Source organism: Streptomyces sp. NPDC093225 (assembly GCF_044753805.1).
Classification (GTDB): domain Bacteria; phylum Actinomycetota; class Actinomycetes; order Streptomycetales; family Streptomycetaceae; genus Streptomyces.
The window spans coordinates 1-18,466 of the sequence record NZ_JBIVNX010000011.1; the positions used below are offsets into that span (position 1 = coordinate 1).

General features: G+C 67.1%; 17 protein-coding genes. 9 read left to right on the forward strand and 8 right to left on the reverse strand.

The window, feature by feature from the left end; genetic code table 11:
* Positions 1 to 813: 813 nt before the first annotated feature.
* Genes ACIQCH_RS12580 through ACIQCH_RS12590 form a run of 3 tightly spaced genes read right to left on the reverse strand, consistent with a single transcriptional unit; the run spans position 814 to position 2,885 of the window.
* Positions 814 to 1,899, reverse strand: coding sequence for a helix-turn-helix domain-containing protein (locus ACIQCH_RS12580; protein ID WP_402580645.1), 1,086 nt, complete (start codon positions 1,897 to 1,899; stop codon positions 814 to 816).
* A 27-nt stretch (positions 1,900 to 1,926) separates the two neighbouring features.
* A complete protein-coding gene (locus ACIQCH_RS12585) occupies positions 1,927 to 2,619 on the reverse strand; it encodes a hypothetical protein (RefSeq protein ID WP_402580646.1) in 693 nt (230 codons plus the stop codon).
* Positions 2,565 to 2,885 (reverse strand): hypothetical protein, encoded by a 321-nt coding sequence (locus tag ACIQCH_RS12590; RefSeq protein WP_402580647.1) that lies wholly within the window; start codon positions 2,883 to 2,885, stop codon positions 2,565 to 2,567. Before ACIQCH_RS12590 ends, ACIQCH_RS12585 begins: the two co-directional genes overlap by 55 nt.
* 332 nt (positions 2,886 to 3,217) lie before the next feature.
* Here ACIQCH_RS12590 and ACIQCH_RS12595 point away from each other — a divergent pair, with 332 nt between their 5' ends.
* From ACIQCH_RS12595 to ACIQCH_RS12620, 6 genes are all read left to right on the forward strand, one after another.
* Complete coding sequence (locus tag ACIQCH_RS12595; RefSeq protein WP_402580648.1) at positions 3,218 to 3,373, forward strand: hypothetical protein; 156 nt, start codon at positions 3,218 to 3,220, stop codon at positions 3,371 to 3,373.
* 170 nt (positions 3,374 to 3,543) lie between these two features.
* Positions 3,544 to 4,254 (forward strand): HNH endonuclease family protein, encoded by a 711-nt coding sequence (locus ACIQCH_RS12600; protein WP_402580649.1) that lies wholly within the window; start codon positions 3,544 to 3,546, stop codon positions 4,252 to 4,254.
* Positions 4,255 to 4,477: 223 nt separating this feature from the next.
* A complete protein-coding gene (locus tag ACIQCH_RS12605; RefSeq protein WP_402580650.1) occupies positions 4,478 to 5,035 on the forward strand; it encodes a hypothetical protein in 558 nt (185 codons plus the stop codon).
* Entirely contained in the window at positions 5,026 to 5,286 is a 261-nt protein-coding gene (locus tag ACIQCH_RS12610) for a hypothetical protein (RefSeq protein WP_402580651.1), read from the forward strand. Before ACIQCH_RS12605 ends, ACIQCH_RS12610 begins: the two co-directional genes overlap by 10 nt.
* 7 nt (positions 5,287 to 5,293) lie before the next feature.
* The gene (locus ACIQCH_RS12615; RefSeq protein ID WP_402580652.1) at positions 5,294 to 6,064 is read left to right on the forward strand and encodes a transposase; all 771 of its coding nucleotides are present in this window, start codon (positions 5,294 to 5,296) and stop codon (positions 6,062 to 6,064) included.
* A 240-nt stretch (positions 6,065 to 6,304) separates the two neighbouring features.
* On the forward strand, positions 6,305 to 7,300 hold the full coding sequence (locus ACIQCH_RS12620) for an abortive infection family protein (RefSeq protein ID WP_402580653.1): 996 nt from the start codon (positions 6,305 to 6,307) through the stop codon (positions 7,298 to 7,300).
* Positions 7,301 to 7,377: 77 nt separating this feature from the next.
* On the opposite strand, the gene ACIQCH_RS12625 is transcribed toward ACIQCH_RS12620, so the two are convergent.
* Positions 7,378 to 8,493, reverse strand: coding sequence for a hypothetical protein (locus ACIQCH_RS12625; RefSeq protein ID WP_402580654.1), 1,116 nt, complete (start codon positions 8,491 to 8,493; stop codon positions 7,378 to 7,380).
* A 185-nt stretch (positions 8,494 to 8,678) separates the two neighbouring features.
* On the opposite strand from ACIQCH_RS12625, the gene ACIQCH_RS12630 reads away from it, so the two are divergent.
* Positions 8,679 to 9,020, forward strand: a complete 342-nt coding sequence (locus ACIQCH_RS12630) for a hypothetical protein (protein ID WP_402580655.1) — start codon at positions 8,679 to 8,681, stop codon at positions 9,018 to 9,020.
* Positions 9,021 to 9,063: 43 nt separating this feature from the next.
* Here ACIQCH_RS12630 and ACIQCH_RS12635 read toward each other — a convergent pair whose 3' ends face one another.
* Genes ACIQCH_RS12635 through ACIQCH_RS12645 form a run of 3 tightly spaced genes read right to left on the reverse strand, consistent with a single transcriptional unit; the run spans position 9,064 to position 13,862 of the window.
* On the reverse strand, positions 9,064 to 11,142 hold the full coding sequence (locus tag ACIQCH_RS12635) for a hypothetical protein (protein ID WP_402580656.1): 2,079 nt from the start codon (positions 11,140 to 11,142) through the stop codon (positions 9,064 to 9,066).
* A 36-nt stretch (positions 11,143 to 11,178) separates the two neighbouring features.
* Positions 11,179 to 13,161 carry a hypothetical protein gene (locus tag ACIQCH_RS12640; RefSeq protein ID WP_402580657.1) on the reverse strand — a complete coding sequence of 661 codons (1,983 nt, stop codon included), beginning with the start codon at positions 13,159 to 13,161 and terminating at the stop codon, positions 11,179 to 11,181.
* Positions 13,158 to 13,862, reverse strand: a complete 705-nt coding sequence (locus tag ACIQCH_RS12645; protein ID WP_402580658.1) for a hypothetical protein — start codon at positions 13,860 to 13,862, stop codon at positions 13,158 to 13,160. The genes ACIQCH_RS12640 and ACIQCH_RS12645 overlap by 4 nt, the downstream gene beginning before the upstream one ends.
* A gap of 323 nt (positions 13,863 to 14,185) precedes the next feature.
* Here ACIQCH_RS12645 and ACIQCH_RS12650 point away from each other — a divergent pair, with 323 nt between their 5' ends.
* Entirely contained in the window at positions 14,186 to 15,112 is a 927-nt protein-coding gene (locus ACIQCH_RS12650) for a hypothetical protein (protein ID WP_402580659.1), read from the forward strand.
* 364 nt (positions 15,113 to 15,476) lie between these two features.
* Here ACIQCH_RS12650 and ACIQCH_RS12655 read toward each other — a convergent pair whose 3' ends face one another.
* Positions 15,477 to 15,674, reverse strand: coding sequence for a hypothetical protein (locus ACIQCH_RS12655; protein ID WP_402580660.1), 198 nt, complete (start codon positions 15,672 to 15,674; stop codon positions 15,477 to 15,479).
* Between the two features lie 122 nt (positions 15,675 to 15,796).
* Here ACIQCH_RS12655 and ACIQCH_RS12660 point away from each other — a divergent pair, with 122 nt between their 5' ends.
* Positions 15,797 to 18,406 carry a tetratricopeptide repeat protein gene (locus ACIQCH_RS12660; RefSeq protein ID WP_402580661.1) on the forward strand — a complete coding sequence of 870 codons (2,610 nt, stop codon included), beginning with the start codon at positions 15,797 to 15,799 and terminating at the stop codon, positions 18,404 to 18,406.
* The last annotated feature ends 60 nt before the right edge of the window (positions 18,407 to 18,466 follow it).

The window sequence follows — 18,466 nt, forward strand, 5'->3', positions numbered from 1 at the left end:
CAGCCCTCAAACCCGTCCTGACCAGGGACAACCCCACCCCCGACCACTGACATCACAACGCCGAACCGCCACTGACAAACAAACACAGATCATCAGACCCCGTTTCACGGGGTCCGGGCCTCCGGCCCGTTGGGCGAGTCCGCTCCGCTCCCTCACCCGAGTCCTTCCGGCTCCGCCTCCAGGACCAGCCCGCTACGCGGGCCGCCAGCAGCAGAACAAAGGGCCCGGGCCGGAGCCTGACCTGCAGGAGGCACAGCCCTGACCAGCACAAATAATCAAGCGTGATACCGATCGCCACCAAAACGACCAGGCAAAACGTCAAAAACGCCAGCACAAAATCGGCAACCCCTGTCAGTGAAAAACAGCCCTCAAACCCGCCCTGACCAGGGAACCCCACCCCGGACCACCACTGCCAAACAAGCACAGATCATCAGCTGGGGAGAGACGACCGGCCGCTGCGCGGCCGATGACGGAGCGTAGGCCTCGCGCGTTGCGCGAGGCGAGGCCGGCGCCCGCTTCGCGGGCTTGTCTTCTGGGTCTTCCGCTGCGCTCCAGACCCCAGGAGTTGAGCCGCTTCGCTCCTCAATTCAGGCCGTTTCACGGCCTGTTGGGCCGGTCCGCTTCGCTCCCCGACCCCGCGGCCCGCTTCGCGGGCGGCCAGCTGCAGGGAGGGGCGGCTGAGGGGCGGAGGTGACCCGCCCCGCTGTATCAACTCCGGATGCGCTGTGTTGAATCACGAGAAAACCACTGCCCCCAACCCCAACCCGACGAACAGTCAGATAGTGTCCGTCGCGAGGATTCGGGGGATTCGAGCTACTTAACGAGTTGCAGCGCCGGACGCACAGGAGCGGTTCTGTGCTCGCCTCCATTGAATCCGATTGGAGTGAGTCCGAATACGAATTCATTGAGTTCGTCGGGGTGGATGTTCATTGCTCTCGCCACATCGAAGTGGCTCATGTGTGCCGCTCGAAGTGCTTCGAATACCTTGGTGAGAATCTGACTGCTTTCTCTGGCAAGGTTGGAGCCGGGTTCTCCCCTGCGGTATCCCATCTGCGAAAGCTGCTTGGCAGTCTGGTGGTATTTCCACTCGGAGAGCTGGCCTAGGGTGCGCAGCCTGTAGGCGAGGGCCATGGCGGACACGCCCCATCGGCGCTTTGCGCTTAGGATCCGCTCCAAGCTGGGCTGGTCGAGCTGCTGGGCGAGGATCCCGGCCTTTGGCATGAGGAAGGCGGAGGCGAAGGCATCGGCCGCGGCTTCTGCGGTCGGCCCTGAGGGGCTGTGGGGGCCGCTGTGCAGGACGAGGTGGCCCAGTTCGTGCGCGACGTCGAACCGGCCGCGTTCGCTGCTCTTGCGCGTGTTCAGGAGGATGTAGGGAACGCCCTGCTTGGTTGTGGAGAACGCGTCCATCTCGAGGCAGTCGGGAGCCAGGGAGAAGATGCGTACCCCGTGGGCCTCCAAGAGGTGGACCATGTTGGGCGCTGGGGCCTCTCCCAGTCCCCAGTCCGCGCGTACCTGTTCGGCCGCCGCCTCGGGGTCCATGCCGTCGTAGGTCGGCACGTCGGGGCGCGGGAGCGTGAAGTGGGCTTCAAGCCACTGGTTCAGGGTGGCTGCGATGGCGCCGCAGCTCAGTGCGCTGTCCCGCTCGACCGCAGTCATCTTGCTGGGGGCACGGAAGCTGACAGCGCCCGCCACCATGTCGGGGGCCGGCTCGGCACGGAAGAAGTCCATGGGGAAGCCGAGGCTGTGAGCGAGTGAGGAAAGCGTCTCCTCCGATGGGACTTTTCTGGAATTCTCGAACGCGGTGATGCTCTGGGCTGAGATCCCAGATTCGCGAGCCAGCGCAGCAAGAGTCATGCGGCGCCTTTTCCGAGCCAGAACAAGCCTCTCGGGGGTGAACACTTTCCTCAACTCCCGTTATCCGTTAAATCAGCCGGTGAACTGCACCGGAATGTGCACGCCGTTATCATCGTCCGGGGCGTCGAGGATCTCGACATCGACTCCCGGATCGGAAATAGTGAACAGCGGGATTCGCTCGGCCCACTCGTTCACGTACTGCCCGTTCATCTTCACAGGGCGCGACAGCTCAGCTGCGAGTCCTGCCTCGGTACGCCCGTAGAGGAAAATCCACAGCGGCATCTCCTCGAGCTCGCCACCGAACTCGATGTCGTCCCGAGACAAGATGACGCCCTGGCCGGTGCGCCGCTCGAACTTAACGTTGTTCTCGACGATCACCGCCATGGCGCTGCCCTTAGGGTTCTTCGAGCGCGCTGGCCGGTCAAGGTTGCCGATGCCACCAGACCCGCTGATCGCAGTGATCGCGTGGGTGCCCGCCGGGTGGACTACACGCAGGATGCTGTCCCGTCGCGTGTGGTTCCAGGGCGTCGACGTTTCGTTCACGTCCTTGAGGTGCTTCGCCAGGTACTTGCGGTCCGTGAGGCACTCCGCAAGGTAGCGGTTAGCCCTGCTCCAGAACGTGATTCCGGGCATGGACGGAGCGTCGAACTTCGTGGACATCCGAGCCTGACTAGCGGCCCACTCCGCGGCATCCACGAAGATCTGCCTGTTCACTCCCAGCTGTGCGAGCCGCGCGTCGAGCTGCATGGCTTCAATGCCAGCCATAGACACCCTCCCTGACTAGGTTTCATAAACCGTACCTCACTTAGGGTCAGATTTTTGAAACCTTCGCGATCATTGCACATCAGTTCGATTTTGTCATCTCGGTTGGGCAAGGTCGCCAGCTCCGTGACCCAGGCGAAGCCGACGATGTCCGACGGGCAATGGCGCGCACGGTTGCCGGGTGCCCGCTGCTTGATCCGGCGGGCACCTTCACTGGACTGGCCACCCGCATCAAGCAGGTGCGGGCCATAGGGCTTCTGACTCTGCAACGTGAACTCCCCTTGCAGTCCGTCTGGTTGCGCTAGGCTGATCGGGCAGGGCCTTTCCGATGGGTCGCCCCCGAGGGGGCCGCCTCGGAGTTCGCTCGGCTTTTTGCGTGACGTCGACAGTGACGCGTCACGCCCCGCGCAAAGTAGTAGTACCGGTCTCTCCAGGGACCTCAACGTTCCGCCGTTGGCGGGCGCAGCGACGCGGGCGCTGCGTACATGACAGGCAGCCGTCTGTCACGTTGGGGTAACTGCGCCTTGGCATACCTCTACGCAGACGGCTCTATTCGTATGCGGAGGACTGTGCTGTGCGGGCGGTACTAGAAGCGGCAGCGATGGGTACTTCCATCACGCTTGTATACATTGTGGGCTTGGTGGTCCTGGCCATCCTGATTGCGCTGGCTATCGCGCTGCGACGCGTACCCGCGCAGCACAAGCCCGAAGTCATCCGAGCCTTGGCCGAGCTGATGCACTTCTGGCACCGAAAGTAGGGCGCCCGGACCACTGAGCAGGGTCAGACCAGGTCCCCTGGCCCATGGAACAGCTTGGCTCGCGTACAAGGGCGCAGGCGCGTTTCTGCGGTGAATCCCGGCGTCCGGTCGGGTGAGTTGGCCGCAGCGCGCCTGTAGGGGCCGCGGCCTGGGCCGTTACACCGGCCTTTGTGATCAAAAACCTGATGCTGCCCGCGCTCGCCCTCGGTGTCCTGCCGCTCTTCGCCACGGCCCCGGTCGCGCACTCCGCCCCCGCGGCCGGCCTGGCCACGGTCGCGACAGCGGCCGCCCCGGCCGCGGTACGCGCTCCCCTGCCCCTCTTCGAGGCCATCGACCGCCTGCCCGTCGCCGCCGAGCACCGCGAAGGCTACGTCCGGACCCTGTACAAGCACTGGAACCGCGGGCTGAACGCTTCGGACGGCTGCGACACTCGCAAGGAAGTCATCCTGGCCGAGGCCCTCGAAGCCCCGCAGGTCGCCGCCGGCTGCAAGCTCACCGGCGGGACCTGGCGCAGCGTGTACGACGACGTCGTCGTCACCGACGCCGCCCGCCTCGACGTCGACCACTTCGTACCGCTCGCCGAGGTCTACGACTCCGAACAGACCCCCTGGACCGCGGCCCGGCGCGAGGCCTACGCCAACGACCAGGGATCCCCAGACACCCTGATCGCGGTCTCCGCCGCCTCCAACCGGTCCAAGGCCGACAAGGACCCGGCCGAATGGCTGCCCTCGAACGGCGCCTACCACTGCACGTACGCCGCCACCTGGGTCGGCACGAAGCTGCGGTGGGACCTCGCCGTGGACGACGCCGAGCGCCAGGCCCTACTCGGGCTGGCCGAGGACTGCCCCACCACCACGGTCGTGTACGAGCCCGCCCCGTAGCTGCTGACAAGGGCGGCCAGCGTGCAGTTCCCCTGAGCTGTGGCGCCGGAGCCGGCCGTCGCCGCCCCCGCGGAGGAGGATGCGCACCGGGTCAGATCATGACCGCCAGCCCTCATGAGCCAGTCCACCGGCCGCCTACGCGTACGCGAGGGCCGAATTCACCCCTGCGAGGGACCGTGGAAACGGTCCGGGAGCGATCTCGCCGGGTGGCAGAATCCCGCGCATGAGTGACAGGTCCACGGCGAATGAAGAGCTCGCCCCGGTCTACGCAGCCCTGGGGCGAATGGTCCACACGGCGACCGAAGTCGAGTTCGCGACCGAGTTCACCGGCCTATGGCTGGCACCCGGCAAGACGGAGGCGAACAAACTCAAGGGGAAGATGATCAACGCGCTGTGTGATCTCGCGGTGAGCTACGCCAAGTCAGCCAGCTACTTGACCCCATCCATGCGGGCTGCACTGGACACCATCACGCGCGACATCCGGGACGGCATGGAGCACCGCAACGCCTACGTTCACGGCTACTGGGCGGAGCCTGACGGGGTCCTCACCGCCATGAACAGCCGGGCATACGAGAAGGAGCCCACTGGCTTCCGGGTCAAACCCTTGTCCGTCGAGCGCCTAAGGGCTGTCCCGCAAAAGCTGGTGGGGCCGTCGCGACCCGGTCCTCGCGCCTGTGACAGCCTGCCGTCATGCCAGCCGCGCTGCGAGAACATGCAGGGCGTCACTACGCCGTCCAGTTCCACTACGCCTTGCCCGACGATGCCTGGGCTGTGGAGCTGAGCGAGGCCGTGCCGGCTCCAGCCGCGTGGGCCGAGAACCCCAGCGCTGAGAGGCACCTGCCTGGCGCCGCCTTCTTGGTGGCGTTTGTCCCCGACGAGGATCCGGATGGGGAGCCGATCGTCCACATGCACAGCCATGATGAACACGTCATCCCTTACGAGATCATGCGCTGGTTCATGGAGCAGGTAGCTGAGCAGGTCGAACGCTGCCGCATCGCGTTCGAGCAGGACGGGCGAGAAGCAGTGGAATGATCTTGCCGTGGCTGGTGTGATCACGGCGTCGGAGCCGTCCTGGATAGCCCCGTTCACCGGGCTGAGCCCGCGCAACTTCGGCAAGCTGGTGACGGTGCTGCGGCGTGAGGGCGCGGATGCGGTCCGCAGGGGCCGGCCGTGGAGCCTTCCACTGGAGGACCGGGCCCTGCTGGTGGCCGCCTACTGGCGCACGAACTTGACGATGCGGCAGCTCGCTCCGCTGTTCGGGGTCTCGAAGTCGGCGGCGGACCGGATCATCGACCACCTCGGGCCGATGCTCGCGCTCCAGCCTCGCAAGCGGTTCGCCCAGGGCACCGTACTCATCGTGGACGGCACGCTGGTTCCCACCCGCGACCACTCCGTGGCGGAGCAGTCGAAGAACTACCAGTACTCCACCGCCCACCAGGTCGTCATCGACGCGGACACCCGTCTCGTCGTCGTGGTCGGCCGGCCTCTGCCGGGCAACCGGCACGACTCCCGCGGCTGGGAGGAGTCCGGCGCCAAGGCCGCAGTCGGCAACACCACCACGATCGCCGACGGCGGCTACCAGGGCACCGGACTGGTCATCCCGCACCGAAAGGTGAAGGGGCAGGCCAAACTCCCAGACTGGAAGGAGGAACACAACCGCTCCCACAAGCAGGTCCGAGCACGCGTCGAGCACGTCTTTGCCCGTATGAAGACCTGGAAAATCCTCCGCGACTGCCGCCTCAAAGGCGACGGCGTCCACCACGCCATGCTCGGCATCGCCCGGATGCACAACCTCGCCCTCGCCGGATAGGCAAGCGGGCGGAACGACGGTTCGCCATGCCCGAGGCGACGAAAAGATCATTTACGGGACAGCCCTTAAACGGCACTTCGTGCCGCGGAACGCGACCACCACGGCGGCAGACAGCCCTCTCATCCCACGTTCGGGTACCCCACGGAGTGTTGCGACAATGCCAGTGGGGCAACCGTGACAGTCGGTCCGTCGAGGAGCCCTGACGTCTGCTGCGAACGCTGCGCGAGGAGGAGTCCTAGGGTGATCCGGATCTTGGTGAAAGAGCCGCTTCCGCAGCCGAAGCGGATCCAGTCAGGACACTGGCTCGCCATCTGTGATGCGTACCAGCGCATGGGACGTGCGGTTGAGGCAGACGACTTCGCGCACGTCGTCGGTGCGGCCAAGGAGCTGGCCGAGTGCGTCGCCCGGGTCACTATCGAGGCGAACGGCGAGGTGTACGCAGACAACGCGGCGTACCCGGGGCTCCTCAGCGCGGCGCACCGGATCGTCGCCCATACCGCAAAGCAGAACCTGCCGCCGCACGACGTCCTGCGGGCGATACCCGACAACGCCCGGAAGATGGCCACGCAGCTCGCAGAAGTGCGGAACCGGTACGGCACCGGGCATGGCCGCGCCGCCATCCACGAAGTCACCGAGGAGGTCGCCGAGGCGTGCGTGCACGGCGCCCTGGTGTGGATCCGTTGGGTCCTGGCGCGGCACACCGAGGTGTTCCTCGGCAACGTCACGCAGCTCGTCAGCGACCTGGAATCCCAGGTCTTCGTCAGTGGAGAACTCGCGCAGCGTCTTGACGCCGCCAACCTGCCGGCCCTGGAGGCAGCCGAACAGAGGCGACTCGGTGTCGCGGTTGGTCGGCGCACGGCCAACGAGACGTTCACCGTGCGGTTCGACGGGGTTCACGCCTGCGCGACGGACCCAGAACGGTGGCCTGACGCCTACCGGACAGGCGTCATCGAGGGACTATTCATCAACCACGACAACCAGATCGACGCGTACCCAGCGGCAAGCGCGGACTGTGCTGCGGAGCTCTTGCAGCACCACAGCGACGCAGCCGGTGTACTCGCAGAACTGCATCGGCTCCTACAGGCCGCCTCCTGGTCGTTCCGCTTCCAGGGACGGCACGAAGCTGCCGTGCAGTCCATGCACAAGGCGCTGCCGCAGGTTCCCACCGGCGTACGCCCAATGTGGAAGGACATCGCGGACACGCTTGCCGCGCACGCGCCGGACTCGGTGTCCTGAGAACGGGGCCTATCCCTGGGGGCGCTGACCGTGGACTGCTCCGCGTGGTTCGCCGAGAGAGATGCTGATCAGCCCCGCTACCGCTCTCGTGCGTCCTGGATCGCAGCCAGCCACCCAGCCATGAAGTCCTCGGCCGAGTCCAGTTCTCCGGGACGGCGGAAAACTCCGGCCATGTGCTCGGTCATGACCTCCTTGAGCTGCTCACTGAGGTGGTCGAAGAAAGGTTCCAAGCAGAAGCTGAGGACATTAGCCGCCTCGACCTTGTTGAAGCTTCGGGCTGCCGAGATCGCCACTTCGCCCAGGCCCAGCTCGTCGATTTTGGCCTGGATGGCTTGCTGACTGGGGGTGTCCGGGAGCAGCAGGCCGTGCATCAAGTACACGCTGCCGCAGAAGCCCAGGATGCGGGCGACTTCTCGTGCGCGCGCCAGTCTCTCGGGGCTGACGGCTTCTGCCTCGGCCACAACGTCACGCCGTCGTGCCGCGTTCAGGACATGGTCCAGCATTCCGTCACGCTCGGCATGCTCAAAGGCCGCGGCCAACGTCTCGCAGTCGAGTCCCAAATGCAGACCGGAGCTGGTCATCGCCTGCGCGAAGCTCTCCCCGCTCACTTCCCCTTGGGGCAGTCCGAGCAAGGCGATGAGGTTGACCACACTGCGCTGTCCACCGCGTGGTGGTGGCTGGATGTCCTGGCTGCTGTCGAGGAGCGCTTCACGCATGCGTCCCGGATGGCCGAACAGGCCGGGCGAGCGTGCCAGGAACTTGTCGGCGTCGGCGTACAAGTCGTCAGTGTCCTTGTCGTCTCGCGCTCGACGGGCCTGCTCGATCAGGCGTTGGACGGGGCTGCGACGCAATGCCCAGACGAGTGCGTCGCGGACGGGATCGAAGGGCGGTTCCGGCACCCGCTGGCGGGAGTGCGCTCCTGGTGTGCCAGCCCGCATGTACCAGGCCAGGACGGTGCCTCGTAGGTCCTTGCCCTGCCCGCTGCAACGCGTCAGGACATCGGCGATCTCCACGGTGCTGGGGTCCAGAACGGCCGTCGAGCCACGGCCTCGGCCCAGCGCCTTACGGACGTGCCGCGGAAGTAGTCCGGCTCGCCGCCAGCGTTCCAATTGCGTTGCTGATACTGCCAGGTCGCGGTCGTGGAGGAGCCCAAGCAGCTCTCGGTCCGCGGGGGAGGTTTCATCGCGGGTCACGTCCGCACTTTAGAACCCCGCGAAGTGTCGTGGAGCGGCGAATTCGAAGTCTGACTCAATGGGGCGACAAGGCTGAAACGCGCAGCTTCACGGAGCTCTTCCAGTCCCGTACGCGGTCACGCGGCCGGACCCTCTGGGGTACGCGCGCTGCGCTCTACCGACAGAGAGGAAGAAGACTCACCGACATGCTGAACGATGTGATCACGGGCTCGCTCTCGGAGCTTCTCGGCGGCCTCGCCGTGGTGGTGGCTGTCAGCCTCACCGCACGGGCCCGCCGTCGCCGGGGTGCCCGGCGCGACACCACACCGGGCGAAGACGGGACGGCGCCGAGACCCGCACGCACGTACACCCTGATCGGTACGCGAGCCCCGGACGGCCACGCGGTCCAGATCGCCAGCAGTCGCTCCGCCGGAACCGTCATCACCCGGCAGGAGCCGACCAGCGACCGCCGACAGCGGTTCGAGCTGACCGACGCCCTCCTCTCCGACGGCACCTACGCGGCAGAACCCCTCGACTGGTACCGCTGAATTGACAGCCCCGAAAGGGACCGGCCCGCTGTCCGGGGACCAGCTACTTCCGGGAGTAGCTGGAGGGCGTTGTGCGGTTGCCAGCGACGATACCGACGACGACGGCCCGGTCGACGGTTGCTCCGTGCGGCCTGTGAGTAGTGCTCCACACGCTCTCTTCGACTCGAAGGTTGCCCTTGGTATCGGTCTTGGAGGTGAGGTCGAGGACGAGGAGTTGTCCGAATGGGGCGTTGGTGTTGCTGTAGTCGGCTGTCTGTGTGAGGTAGCGGCCTTCAAGGTACGGCCGGCTGTTGTCGGAGTCATCCTTTTTGATCTCGGTGAGGTAGCGCAGGCTCCCGAAGTGCACCATGACGTCGGCACGGCCCATGGCTACATCGACGGGTTCGACCATCACGGCGTTGTGGAGATGGCCGTTCTGCAGCCATCCATGGAAGTCGCGCTGGAGGTCGGCCTCGACCGGCTTGCGGGCGTTGCGTCCTTCGGGTTTGCGCCGGTAGTCGAAAGGCGGAGGTTCGTTCTTCTTGCTGCCGCCGACGAGATTTGTACGGGTGAGGTCGGAGCGGCTTTTGAGGAACAGCAGGGTCTGTTTCACGAGGGCCAAGAAGGTCCTTCGTGTCTCACCGGTGAATGCGGGATGCTCGGACAGGGCTGCCATGAGTTCGTCGAGCTTGGGGCCGATGAGCGGGTCCGTGGCTTCGAGACGGCCGACATCGCTGTCGTGTGCGAATCCTTCGATGGCGAGGAGCTCGGTGTCGTTCAGGGAGGCGGCGATCCGGAGGGCTTGACCGGCTCCGAGGAAGTTCAGCAGGGTCGGTGCCCGGCGCTGCAGGCGGGTCAAGAGGACCCGGTCGGGGTCGTCGTCCTCGGATTGATCTTGACCTGTCGCCGGGCTGGCGTCGCGGGCTTCGCGCCCTGATGAGGTGTTCTCGATAGCGTTGAGCAAGGCGTTGGCGGTCTCCGCATCGAAACTGCGGTCTTCGTGATGCGCGGTCTCCTGAGTGGCTCGGCGTAGTTGCGCCAGGAAGGCCTGCTGGCGCAGGAAACTGTCTTCGATCACTGGCTGGACCAAGAAGGCGAGCCCGTCGCCGGTCATCGGCTGGACGGTGCGGCTGGCCCGGTAGGCGGTGAGGACAGTGGCCAGGGCCTGCCAGCCGTCCAGCCAGGCGTCCTCGTTGAGGGTGTTTGCGGCGCCACGCAGTTGCAGGACGAGCTCGTGCCAGGCGATCTCGGCCGAGCGTCTGGGCTGGAGCCAGGCGGGCTGGTGGGTTCGGTGGATCCAGGCCTCGCGCCGGTCGAAGAGGTTCGCGATCCGGTCGGCGGCATCGGCGATGGCGTTCGTGTCGTGTCGGCTGAATGCCATGATCGCGTCGCAGACGGCTGCGAAGGTCTCTGCGTCGTGGCGGGCCTCTTCGGCTTGGACGGCTCTCGTGAAGTACCTGCGGGCCTGGACCAGGTGGTCTGTCACGTCGCCGACGGTCTTGGAGGAGAGCGCACGACGTAGCAGGTCACAACCGAGTTCGAAGGTGGCATCGGCGTCGGCGGCCTCGTCATGCGTGAGCTGCACGAGGAGGTCTCGGACGCTGTCAGCGATCGTGTCCTCATGGGCCCAACGGTCGAGGGTGAGGCCGAGAATACGCGGCAGCCGCTCGAGGAAGTCCTCGGGTCCGTCGGCTGGGACGTCTTCGAGGGCTTGCCACACCTTGAAGGGGCTGACGGCTTCGGCGATCGCCAGGCGTACGGCTCCTTCGAGCCGGGCGGCGGCCAGAAGCGGTGCCGCTTCGATTCGGGCCACGAGATCGTTCAGGAGGGCGGTGGTCAACGGCTTTCCGAGGGCCTTGGCGGCCGGTGCGCTGTCGAGCAGGACATCGAGCGAGGCGGTGAGGTGAAGCACGCTGGTCTGGGTGGCGAGACCTGGTGGAAAGGTCGTTCCGACGGTCTGCCACTGCTCGTCCCCGCGGTTGTAGGCATCGACGACGGCCTCGGCAAGGAACGGTGCGAGGGGGCCGGCTGCTACGTCCCCGGCTTGGCCCATCACCGTGTCCGGGGTCAGTCCGATGGCGGGAAAGGTGATGGGCTCGCTGCCTGCTGCCAGTTCAGTGAGCCGGTCGGCGAGCTGGAGCATGTCCTTCGTCCTTTCTCGTGCCGTGCCAGGGCGGGGTCACCACAGCGGGGCGCCTTCGGCAGCCTGTCGGATGGTGTCCTTGGGGAGGGTGGCGTTGGCAAGGTCGAAGTCGGCTGTGGTGAGGAGAACCTGGAGCTCGTTGTCGGCTGCGACCGCGGCCAGTTCACGGAAAAGCTTGTGAGCATCGGCGGACTGCATCTCCTCGGACTTCGGGCTGTCGATGAGCAGCAGGCCGGGGTGAGTCGACACGCCGTTGCTCCGGCCGATCCGCAGGAGGGCGATGGCGACCGCGATACGTAGCCGAAGCTTCTCACCGGCGGTCTGGTCTTGAAACCACTCCTGTGGGCTGCCGACGGGGTAGACCTTCAGACGGGCCCCGCGGTCGATGGACACCGACTCCAGGGACGGCAGGCCGAACCGGATGGCCATACTGGCGATCTCCTCGTTGATCTCCTTGAAGAGCTGCGTGGCAGCGGCCTTGCTGTCGCGCTCAAGCAGGCCGGCAGCGGCAGCCAGGATACGGATGGCCTTTTCCTCGGCCTCGTCCAGAGGGACCTCCTTCGGGGCCTCCAGCACGCTAAGTGCGCCTTCGAGGCGCAGAACGGCTTCGTGTGCCGCGAGCCGCGCGGGCAGGTCGGCGGCCGACTGGGCGCGCCGCAATTCTGCTTGGGCGTCCTCCAGCTGGCCGGTGAACTGCCGGACGTCAGCTCGGGCCTGCTCGCGTTCGGTCTTCGCGGCTTCCTCGGCTGCGGTGGTGGCTTCGAGTCGGGTCTCGGCTTCGGCGGTCACATCCTGCGGGTCTTCATCGTCACCCACCACTTCCCTGGCGCAGACCGCGCACGTGTGCGCCTGGCGCTCTTCGCGGCGGCGCTCGTCGTCGATGGTCTGGTCGCATCGCGGGCAGCTGGTCGGGTTGAGCCCGTGGAACAGGAGGCGGGCGGTCGCGCTCTCGGTGACGTCGTTGAGGAGTTTGGCCGCGTGCTGCCGTTCCGTGCGCGCCCGCCGGAACGTGCGGTCGGCCTCCTCCCAGACGTCTTGGGCGTCGGCGACAGCTTGCGCGAGGTCCATGGTGGTGTGCGCGAGGTCGACCAGCGAGACATCGTTCGTGCTGCTCGGGCTCAGGCTGGCCAGGAGATCTTGGGCCTTGCCGAGTTCGTCCTGGAGGCGGTCCCGCTCCGTGGTGCGTGCCGCGGCCGCCGCCTCGGCCTCCTTGCGGCGTGCCTTGTTGCCGGCGACCCGGACGTCGTGGACCGTCTTGACCCGGGTGAGAGCTGCGGCGGCCGGAAGGTCGAGGAAGACCTGCAGCAGGCGTCCCGGCAGGCCGTCAGTCATGACATCGCCCATCAGCGGCTTGTCGGCGCCGGTCGGGAGGTAGATCGCTCCGAAGTACGATGGCCATCCGTGCGTTGTGGTGCTGGTCTCCTTGCGACTGTTCAGGAGGGGTTGCAAGTCCATCCGGCCCAGCATCAACCCTGCAATCTGCTCCGCATAGCTCGTCGTGCTCGCTGCCCGGAGCAAGGATGTGATCCCCCGGCCGGGGTCGGGCGCGCGTACTTCTTCAAGGGCAGTGATGTCCGGGCCGGTCAGAACGATGGCGGAAGCGATCTCTCCGTCGGCGAGATCCAGACGGAACGCCATGGGCGTTCCGGCGACAGTCGCGTCCAGGTCTACGTGCCGGAGCCAGCGGCGAACCCGGGCCTTGAGCACGTCGCGCCGGGTTCCGCGCAGGCACCACGTAACCAGCTCCAGTACCGAACTCTTGCCCCGGAAGTTCGACGCCACGAAGGCGGTAAGGCCCTCCGAGAAGTAGAGCGGCGTGTCGAACGGGCCCGGTTGCACGTCGCCGGTCCGTTCCCCAGCCAGTCGCAGCCGATGCACGCGCAGCGGGCGGGCCCGGGCGGGAGAGACGACGAGGGGAAGACCGTAGGCTGCGAACACGTCACGGACATCGTCGACCGGAACGTTCGCCTTCTTCGCGATCCTTTCCTCCAGAGCCATCTCGCCCTGTGGTGCACTCATGCCTGTCCCCCTTCGTGCGCCGTGAGCCCCTGGCGAAGCGCCGCCAGGCGCCCTCGTGCTTTGGCGCTGATCGACCGGATCTCCTGTCCTCGCGGCGTCTCCGCGTATTCGGGGATCCTGTACTGCATGTCCTTGAGTTGGCTGCCCCGCCTGTCGCCGGCTAGGGCCAGGACAAGACCGACCCGGTCGACGTAGTACGCGAAGGCGGGCGCCTCTCGGATGATCTCCCGCACCACGTGGCGGCCTTGCTGCAGCAGGTAGTAATCGTGCTGACGCACGTGCTCGATCGTTCCCCGCCGCTGGCGGATAATTAGTCCGGCGCTCCGCAGGACCGCAAGGGCATCGTCCAGCCACCCGTAGGCACCGAAGTGGTGGCGAAGCATCGGGTAGCGCCGGACCTCGGGCTCTTCGGAGTCCAAGATCGCCGCGGCGTGCTCCAGGAGCTCAAGCTCGCCGGTGGCCTCGTACCCGTTGAGGAGTTCGTTGGCCAGGAAGTCCGGGTTCCGTAGCCAGAAGTCGAGCTTCTGCAGCTTGACCTGCGTACGCATGACCCCGACGGCCTGCTGAAGGGCGGGCTCGGCCTGCTCCGGCGCGGAGAGTGGCTCGCAGGCCCCATCGATCAGCAACAGAATACGGACGGCGTCCTGCTCGCGGCTCGTCGGCGGCCCCTGAGTTTCCGTGCCCGCTCCGTTGTGATCCATTACGCCAGGGTAGTGAGTCGCACACGCTCTGCCCATGGCGCACCGAATTTCTATATAGACCGCGACGCAGGCGGAACGAGGAGTCCAACGGCCACCAACACGCCGACGAGGGCTTGAGCTGGGGTGTGCCCAGCGGGCGGTAGTATCCGCGCTGCGGCAGGAGGCGCACGCCGCGAGCCTGACGGCTGGGACCCCACCCCGGCCAAGTTTCAGGTGAAGGACACCCGGGCCGTCTTGCCCGAGGGACGGTCCCGTCACTCGATCAGCACCCGCGCGGTATCGACTCTGCGGGGCATGTGGGGGCCCTGGAGCGGAGATCGATCATGACCAAGGCCGGGGCCAGCGGAGCCAAGAGCCGAGCCCGTCGCACCCAGCAGGCAACCGGAGCGAAGTACACGAAGCTCCGGAAATCCGGGGAGGTCGGCACCCGGTACGGGCGCGTCATCCAGTTCCTCACCGAAAGCTACGAGGTGAAGTCCCTGCCCTACCAACTTGCCGCAGCATGGGCTCGGCAGGGTCTGCGCGTGCTGATGCTCCACGAATACGAGCCCTACCAGACGGACATGCGGCTGTATTCGAGGCGGGTGAAGGAGCGCAAGGCCGCTGAGGCCAGGGCTCAGGCTCACCCCGGTCCGCGCAGCACCATCCTCCTGCCCCACGATGCCGGCAAGGGCCACGGCGAACTCGTCGAACAGCTCACTCCCTGGTACGAGCGAGACCCAAGCAATCGCCTCGGCAACGACACTCTTCTGCGCGAGGCACTCGAAACTGGGCGGACCCACTTCGACATCGTCGTGCTGATGGGCCGGGGGCACTTCCCCCGACCGCATCTCGTCGACGACTTCGTCGTCCTGGCTCACACCGAAGGCATCCCGGCCAGCGAGGAACTGCCCCGCGGGAACGGCCTGGATACCCGGACCGAACGCATGCCCCTGTCGCCCGAACAGAGCGCCGCACTCCTACGCGATCGCCACCTGCGCTTCCTGTATCATCCAGTGGCTCTCCTCGGCATGATCACGGTCGAAACGCCGTGGAGCGGTGATCAGGCAAGCCCCGATCGAGAGTTCGTGAAAGCCGTGATGGCGAACATGGCCGCGGTCGGGCTGCCCCTGTTGGGGCACGTCACCCAGCCCAGGAACGGCGACCTGAAAGCGCAGGCGGAACGTGATCGCAACCCATCGACGGTAGTGACGACACCCCTTGATCAGGGTGTCCTCGCGGCAGCGCAAGCCATCCACTCGCGCCGCTGACCACCCTGGCGCGGGCGTCATTCCTCGGACCGGGTCTGCCGTCCCTGGGTGCAGGCAGCAGGGCCGTTCTTTCAGTGAATGCGGGCACCCGCGCGGGTGAGTTGTCCGAGGAAGGCCTGTTGCGGATGGGACTGGTCCCGCTACACCCGCCTATGTGATCAAGAACCGGATGCTGCGCGGGCTGCCCGCGCTCGCCCTCTGCGCCCTTCCCATCCTCGCGGCACCGGCCGCGCACAAGGACGAATTATCCCCATGCATAGTCATTGTGCCGTACGGACACAGCTGACTCGCAGGGTTGGGACGCAGCCGTGCCAGGCCACCGATGGCGGCTGAGCGCCAGACCATGCTCCGTGGAGGACACCGCTCAGGTGAGGAGAGCGTTGAGGGCCGTGGTCACGACGGTGGCGAGGGTGATGACCGCGGCGAAGGTCGCGGCGGCGCGGGTGAGGGCGGTGGGGTAGGTGGCGTCGTCCATGCGGGCGAGCTTGCCCGCGGCAGCGCCGGCCAGCAGCGCGACGACGATGACGAGTGCGGTAGTAAGGAGGACGACGGTGACGGTCACGACAAGCTCCCGGTATCCGGTGGAGTGCTGACGTGGTCGAACATCTCGGAATCGGTGTCCGCCAGGGTTCACGGGGACGAAGATGAACACTGGCGAACACACCACTCGCCCCGGGGAAGCACGTGCCTGACGAGGACAGTGTCCACAATCCGGCCCTTACCGAACTGCGTGCCCGACTCAACGACGGGCTGGCCCGTGCCAGGTTGAACCAGACGCAGCTTGCCCGTCGGGCGAGTCTTGGGCGTACCACGGTGTCGCAGGCGCTGTCAGCCACGGCGCCGGTTCCGTCGGCGGCGACGGTGGCGGCGTTGGCTGCCAAGTTGGACCTGCCGGTGGGCGAGCTTCTGGAGCTGCAACGGGCCGCGGATGACGGGGCGGGCACAGGTCCCGCCGATGTGGAGGGGCCGGGCAGGCCGATCGGTCGGTGGGAGCCGCACGAGTTGGAAGTCCACCCCGCCGGCCCAGGTGCGACCGCCTCAGGCCTGGATGCATCCGCGGTGCGGGCGCCGCTGCCCGGCTATGTGCCCCGTGCGCATGACGAGGTGCTGGCCAATGCGGTACGGGATGCGGCCGCGGGCCGCAGCCGGATCGTGGTCCTCGTGGGCAGCTCCTCGACGGGGAAGACGCGAGCGTGCTGGGAGGCCGTCCAGCCGCTCGCGGAGAGGGGGTGGCGGTTGTGGCATCCCTTCAACCCGACGCGTGCGGAGGCTGCGCTGGCGGAGCTGGGCCGGGTCGAGCCGCGGACGGTGGTGTGGCTGAACGAGGCCCAGCACTACCTCGGCGACCCGACGGCCGGTGAACGAATCGCCGCGGCTGTCCACCAGCTGCTGGTCGACGAGACGCGCGGGCCGGTCCTGGTGCTGGGCACGCTGTGGCCCGAGTACGCGCACCGGTACGCTTCTCTGCCCGTACCGGGCGAGGATGATCGGTACAGCCGGGTGCGGGAACTGTTGGCCGGCTGCACCCCGACCGTCCCAGACGTCTTCGATGCCACCGACTTGGCCAAGGCCGCCCTGCTCGCCGCGCAGGGTGACCGGCTCCTGGCCAGTGCCCTCACCCGCGCCCGTGGCAGTGGACGGGTTACCCAGGACCTGGCCGGCGCGCCGGAACTCCTGCGCCGCTACGAGCAGGCCACCCCGGGTGCCCGAGCGCTTTTGGAGGCAGCGATGGACGCCCGCCGCCTCGGCGTTGGCCTCCACCTTCCTCAGGCCTTCCTGACCGACGCCACCCCCGACTACCTCAGCCAGAGCGACTACGACCAGCTCACCGATGACTGGATTGAAACCGCATACGCCGAACTTGCCGAACCGGTTCACGGCAAGCAGGCCCCCCTAAGCCACACCACCCCCAAGCCAGCACGGCACCCGCCCATCCCTTCGACCGTCGCTGACACTCAGACCCCGGAACCTGAGGGACCGGTGGTCCGGCTCGCCGACTACCTCGAACAACACGGCCGCACCACGCGCAGGCACCTGTGCCCGCCCAACTCCTTCTGGCACGCCGCCCACACCCACCTCACGCATCCCAACGACCTGAACAACCTCACTGGAGCAGCCGAAGTCAGGTACCGCCTGCAATGGGCCCACTACCTCCGCCACCGCGCCGCCGACCAGGGCAGCCCCGACGCCCTGTATCGCCTGGCCGTGATGCGGGAGGAGGCCGGGGACCAGAAAGGCGCCAAGCGCCTGCTCCGACAGGCCGCCGACCGAGGCGGCGCTTACGCCTTGTACCGTCTGGCCGTGATGCGGGAGGAGGCCGGGGACCAGGAAGGCGCCGAGGACCTGGCCCGACAGGCCGCCGACCACGGCAGCACCGACGCCCTGTACCGCCTGGCCGTGATCCGGGAGGAGGCCGGGAACCAGAAAGGCGCCGAGGACCTGGCCCGACAGGCCGCCGACCACGGGAGCGGCCTCGCTCTGTACTCCCTGGCCGTGATGCGGGAGGAGGCCGGGAACCAGGAAGGCGCCGAGGACCTGGCCCGACAGGCTGACGACCGTGGCCACACCGACGCCCTGTACCGCCTGGCCGTGATCCGGGAGGAGGCCGGGAACCAGAAAGGCGCCAAGCGCCTGCTCCGACAGGCCGCCGACCACGGCGACACCAACGCCCTTGGCCGCCTGGCCGTGATGCGGGAGGAGGCCGGGAACCAGGAAGGCGCCGAGGACCTGGCCCGACAGGCTGACGACCGTGGCCACACCGACGCCCTGTACTGCCTGGCCGTGATGCGGGAGGAGGCCGGGGACCAGGAAGGCGCCAAGCGTCTGCTCCGACAGGCCGCCGACCACGGCGACACCAACGCCCTTGCCCGCCTGGCCGTGATGCGGGCGGACGCTGGGGACTGGCAAGGCGCCAAGAGCCTGGCCCGACAGGCCGCCGACTACGGCGACACCGACGCTCTGTACTACTTGGCCGTGATGCGGGAGGAGGCCGGAGACCAGGGCGACGCCGAGGACCTGGCCCGACAGGCCGCCGGCCACGGCGGCACCAACGCCCTGTTCAACCTGGCCATGATTCGTAACCGGGCCGGGGACCGGGAAGAAGCCAAGCGTCTGCTCCGACAGGCCGCCGACTACGGCAGCGTATTGCTCCTGCTCCCCCCGGACGAGCCACCAATGCTGCTGCCGCTCACTCTGTGGCCCCACGGCCTGGACGCAGACGGTATGCCAACACCTCCGTGGCAACCCTCGGTGAGGGCCTCACCCAACCGACATGTACCGCCCATCACGTCGTAGGAATGCCCTCTTTCAGCCGCCGATGGCAGAACCTTCACCGACGCCCCGGGGCCCCGGAGG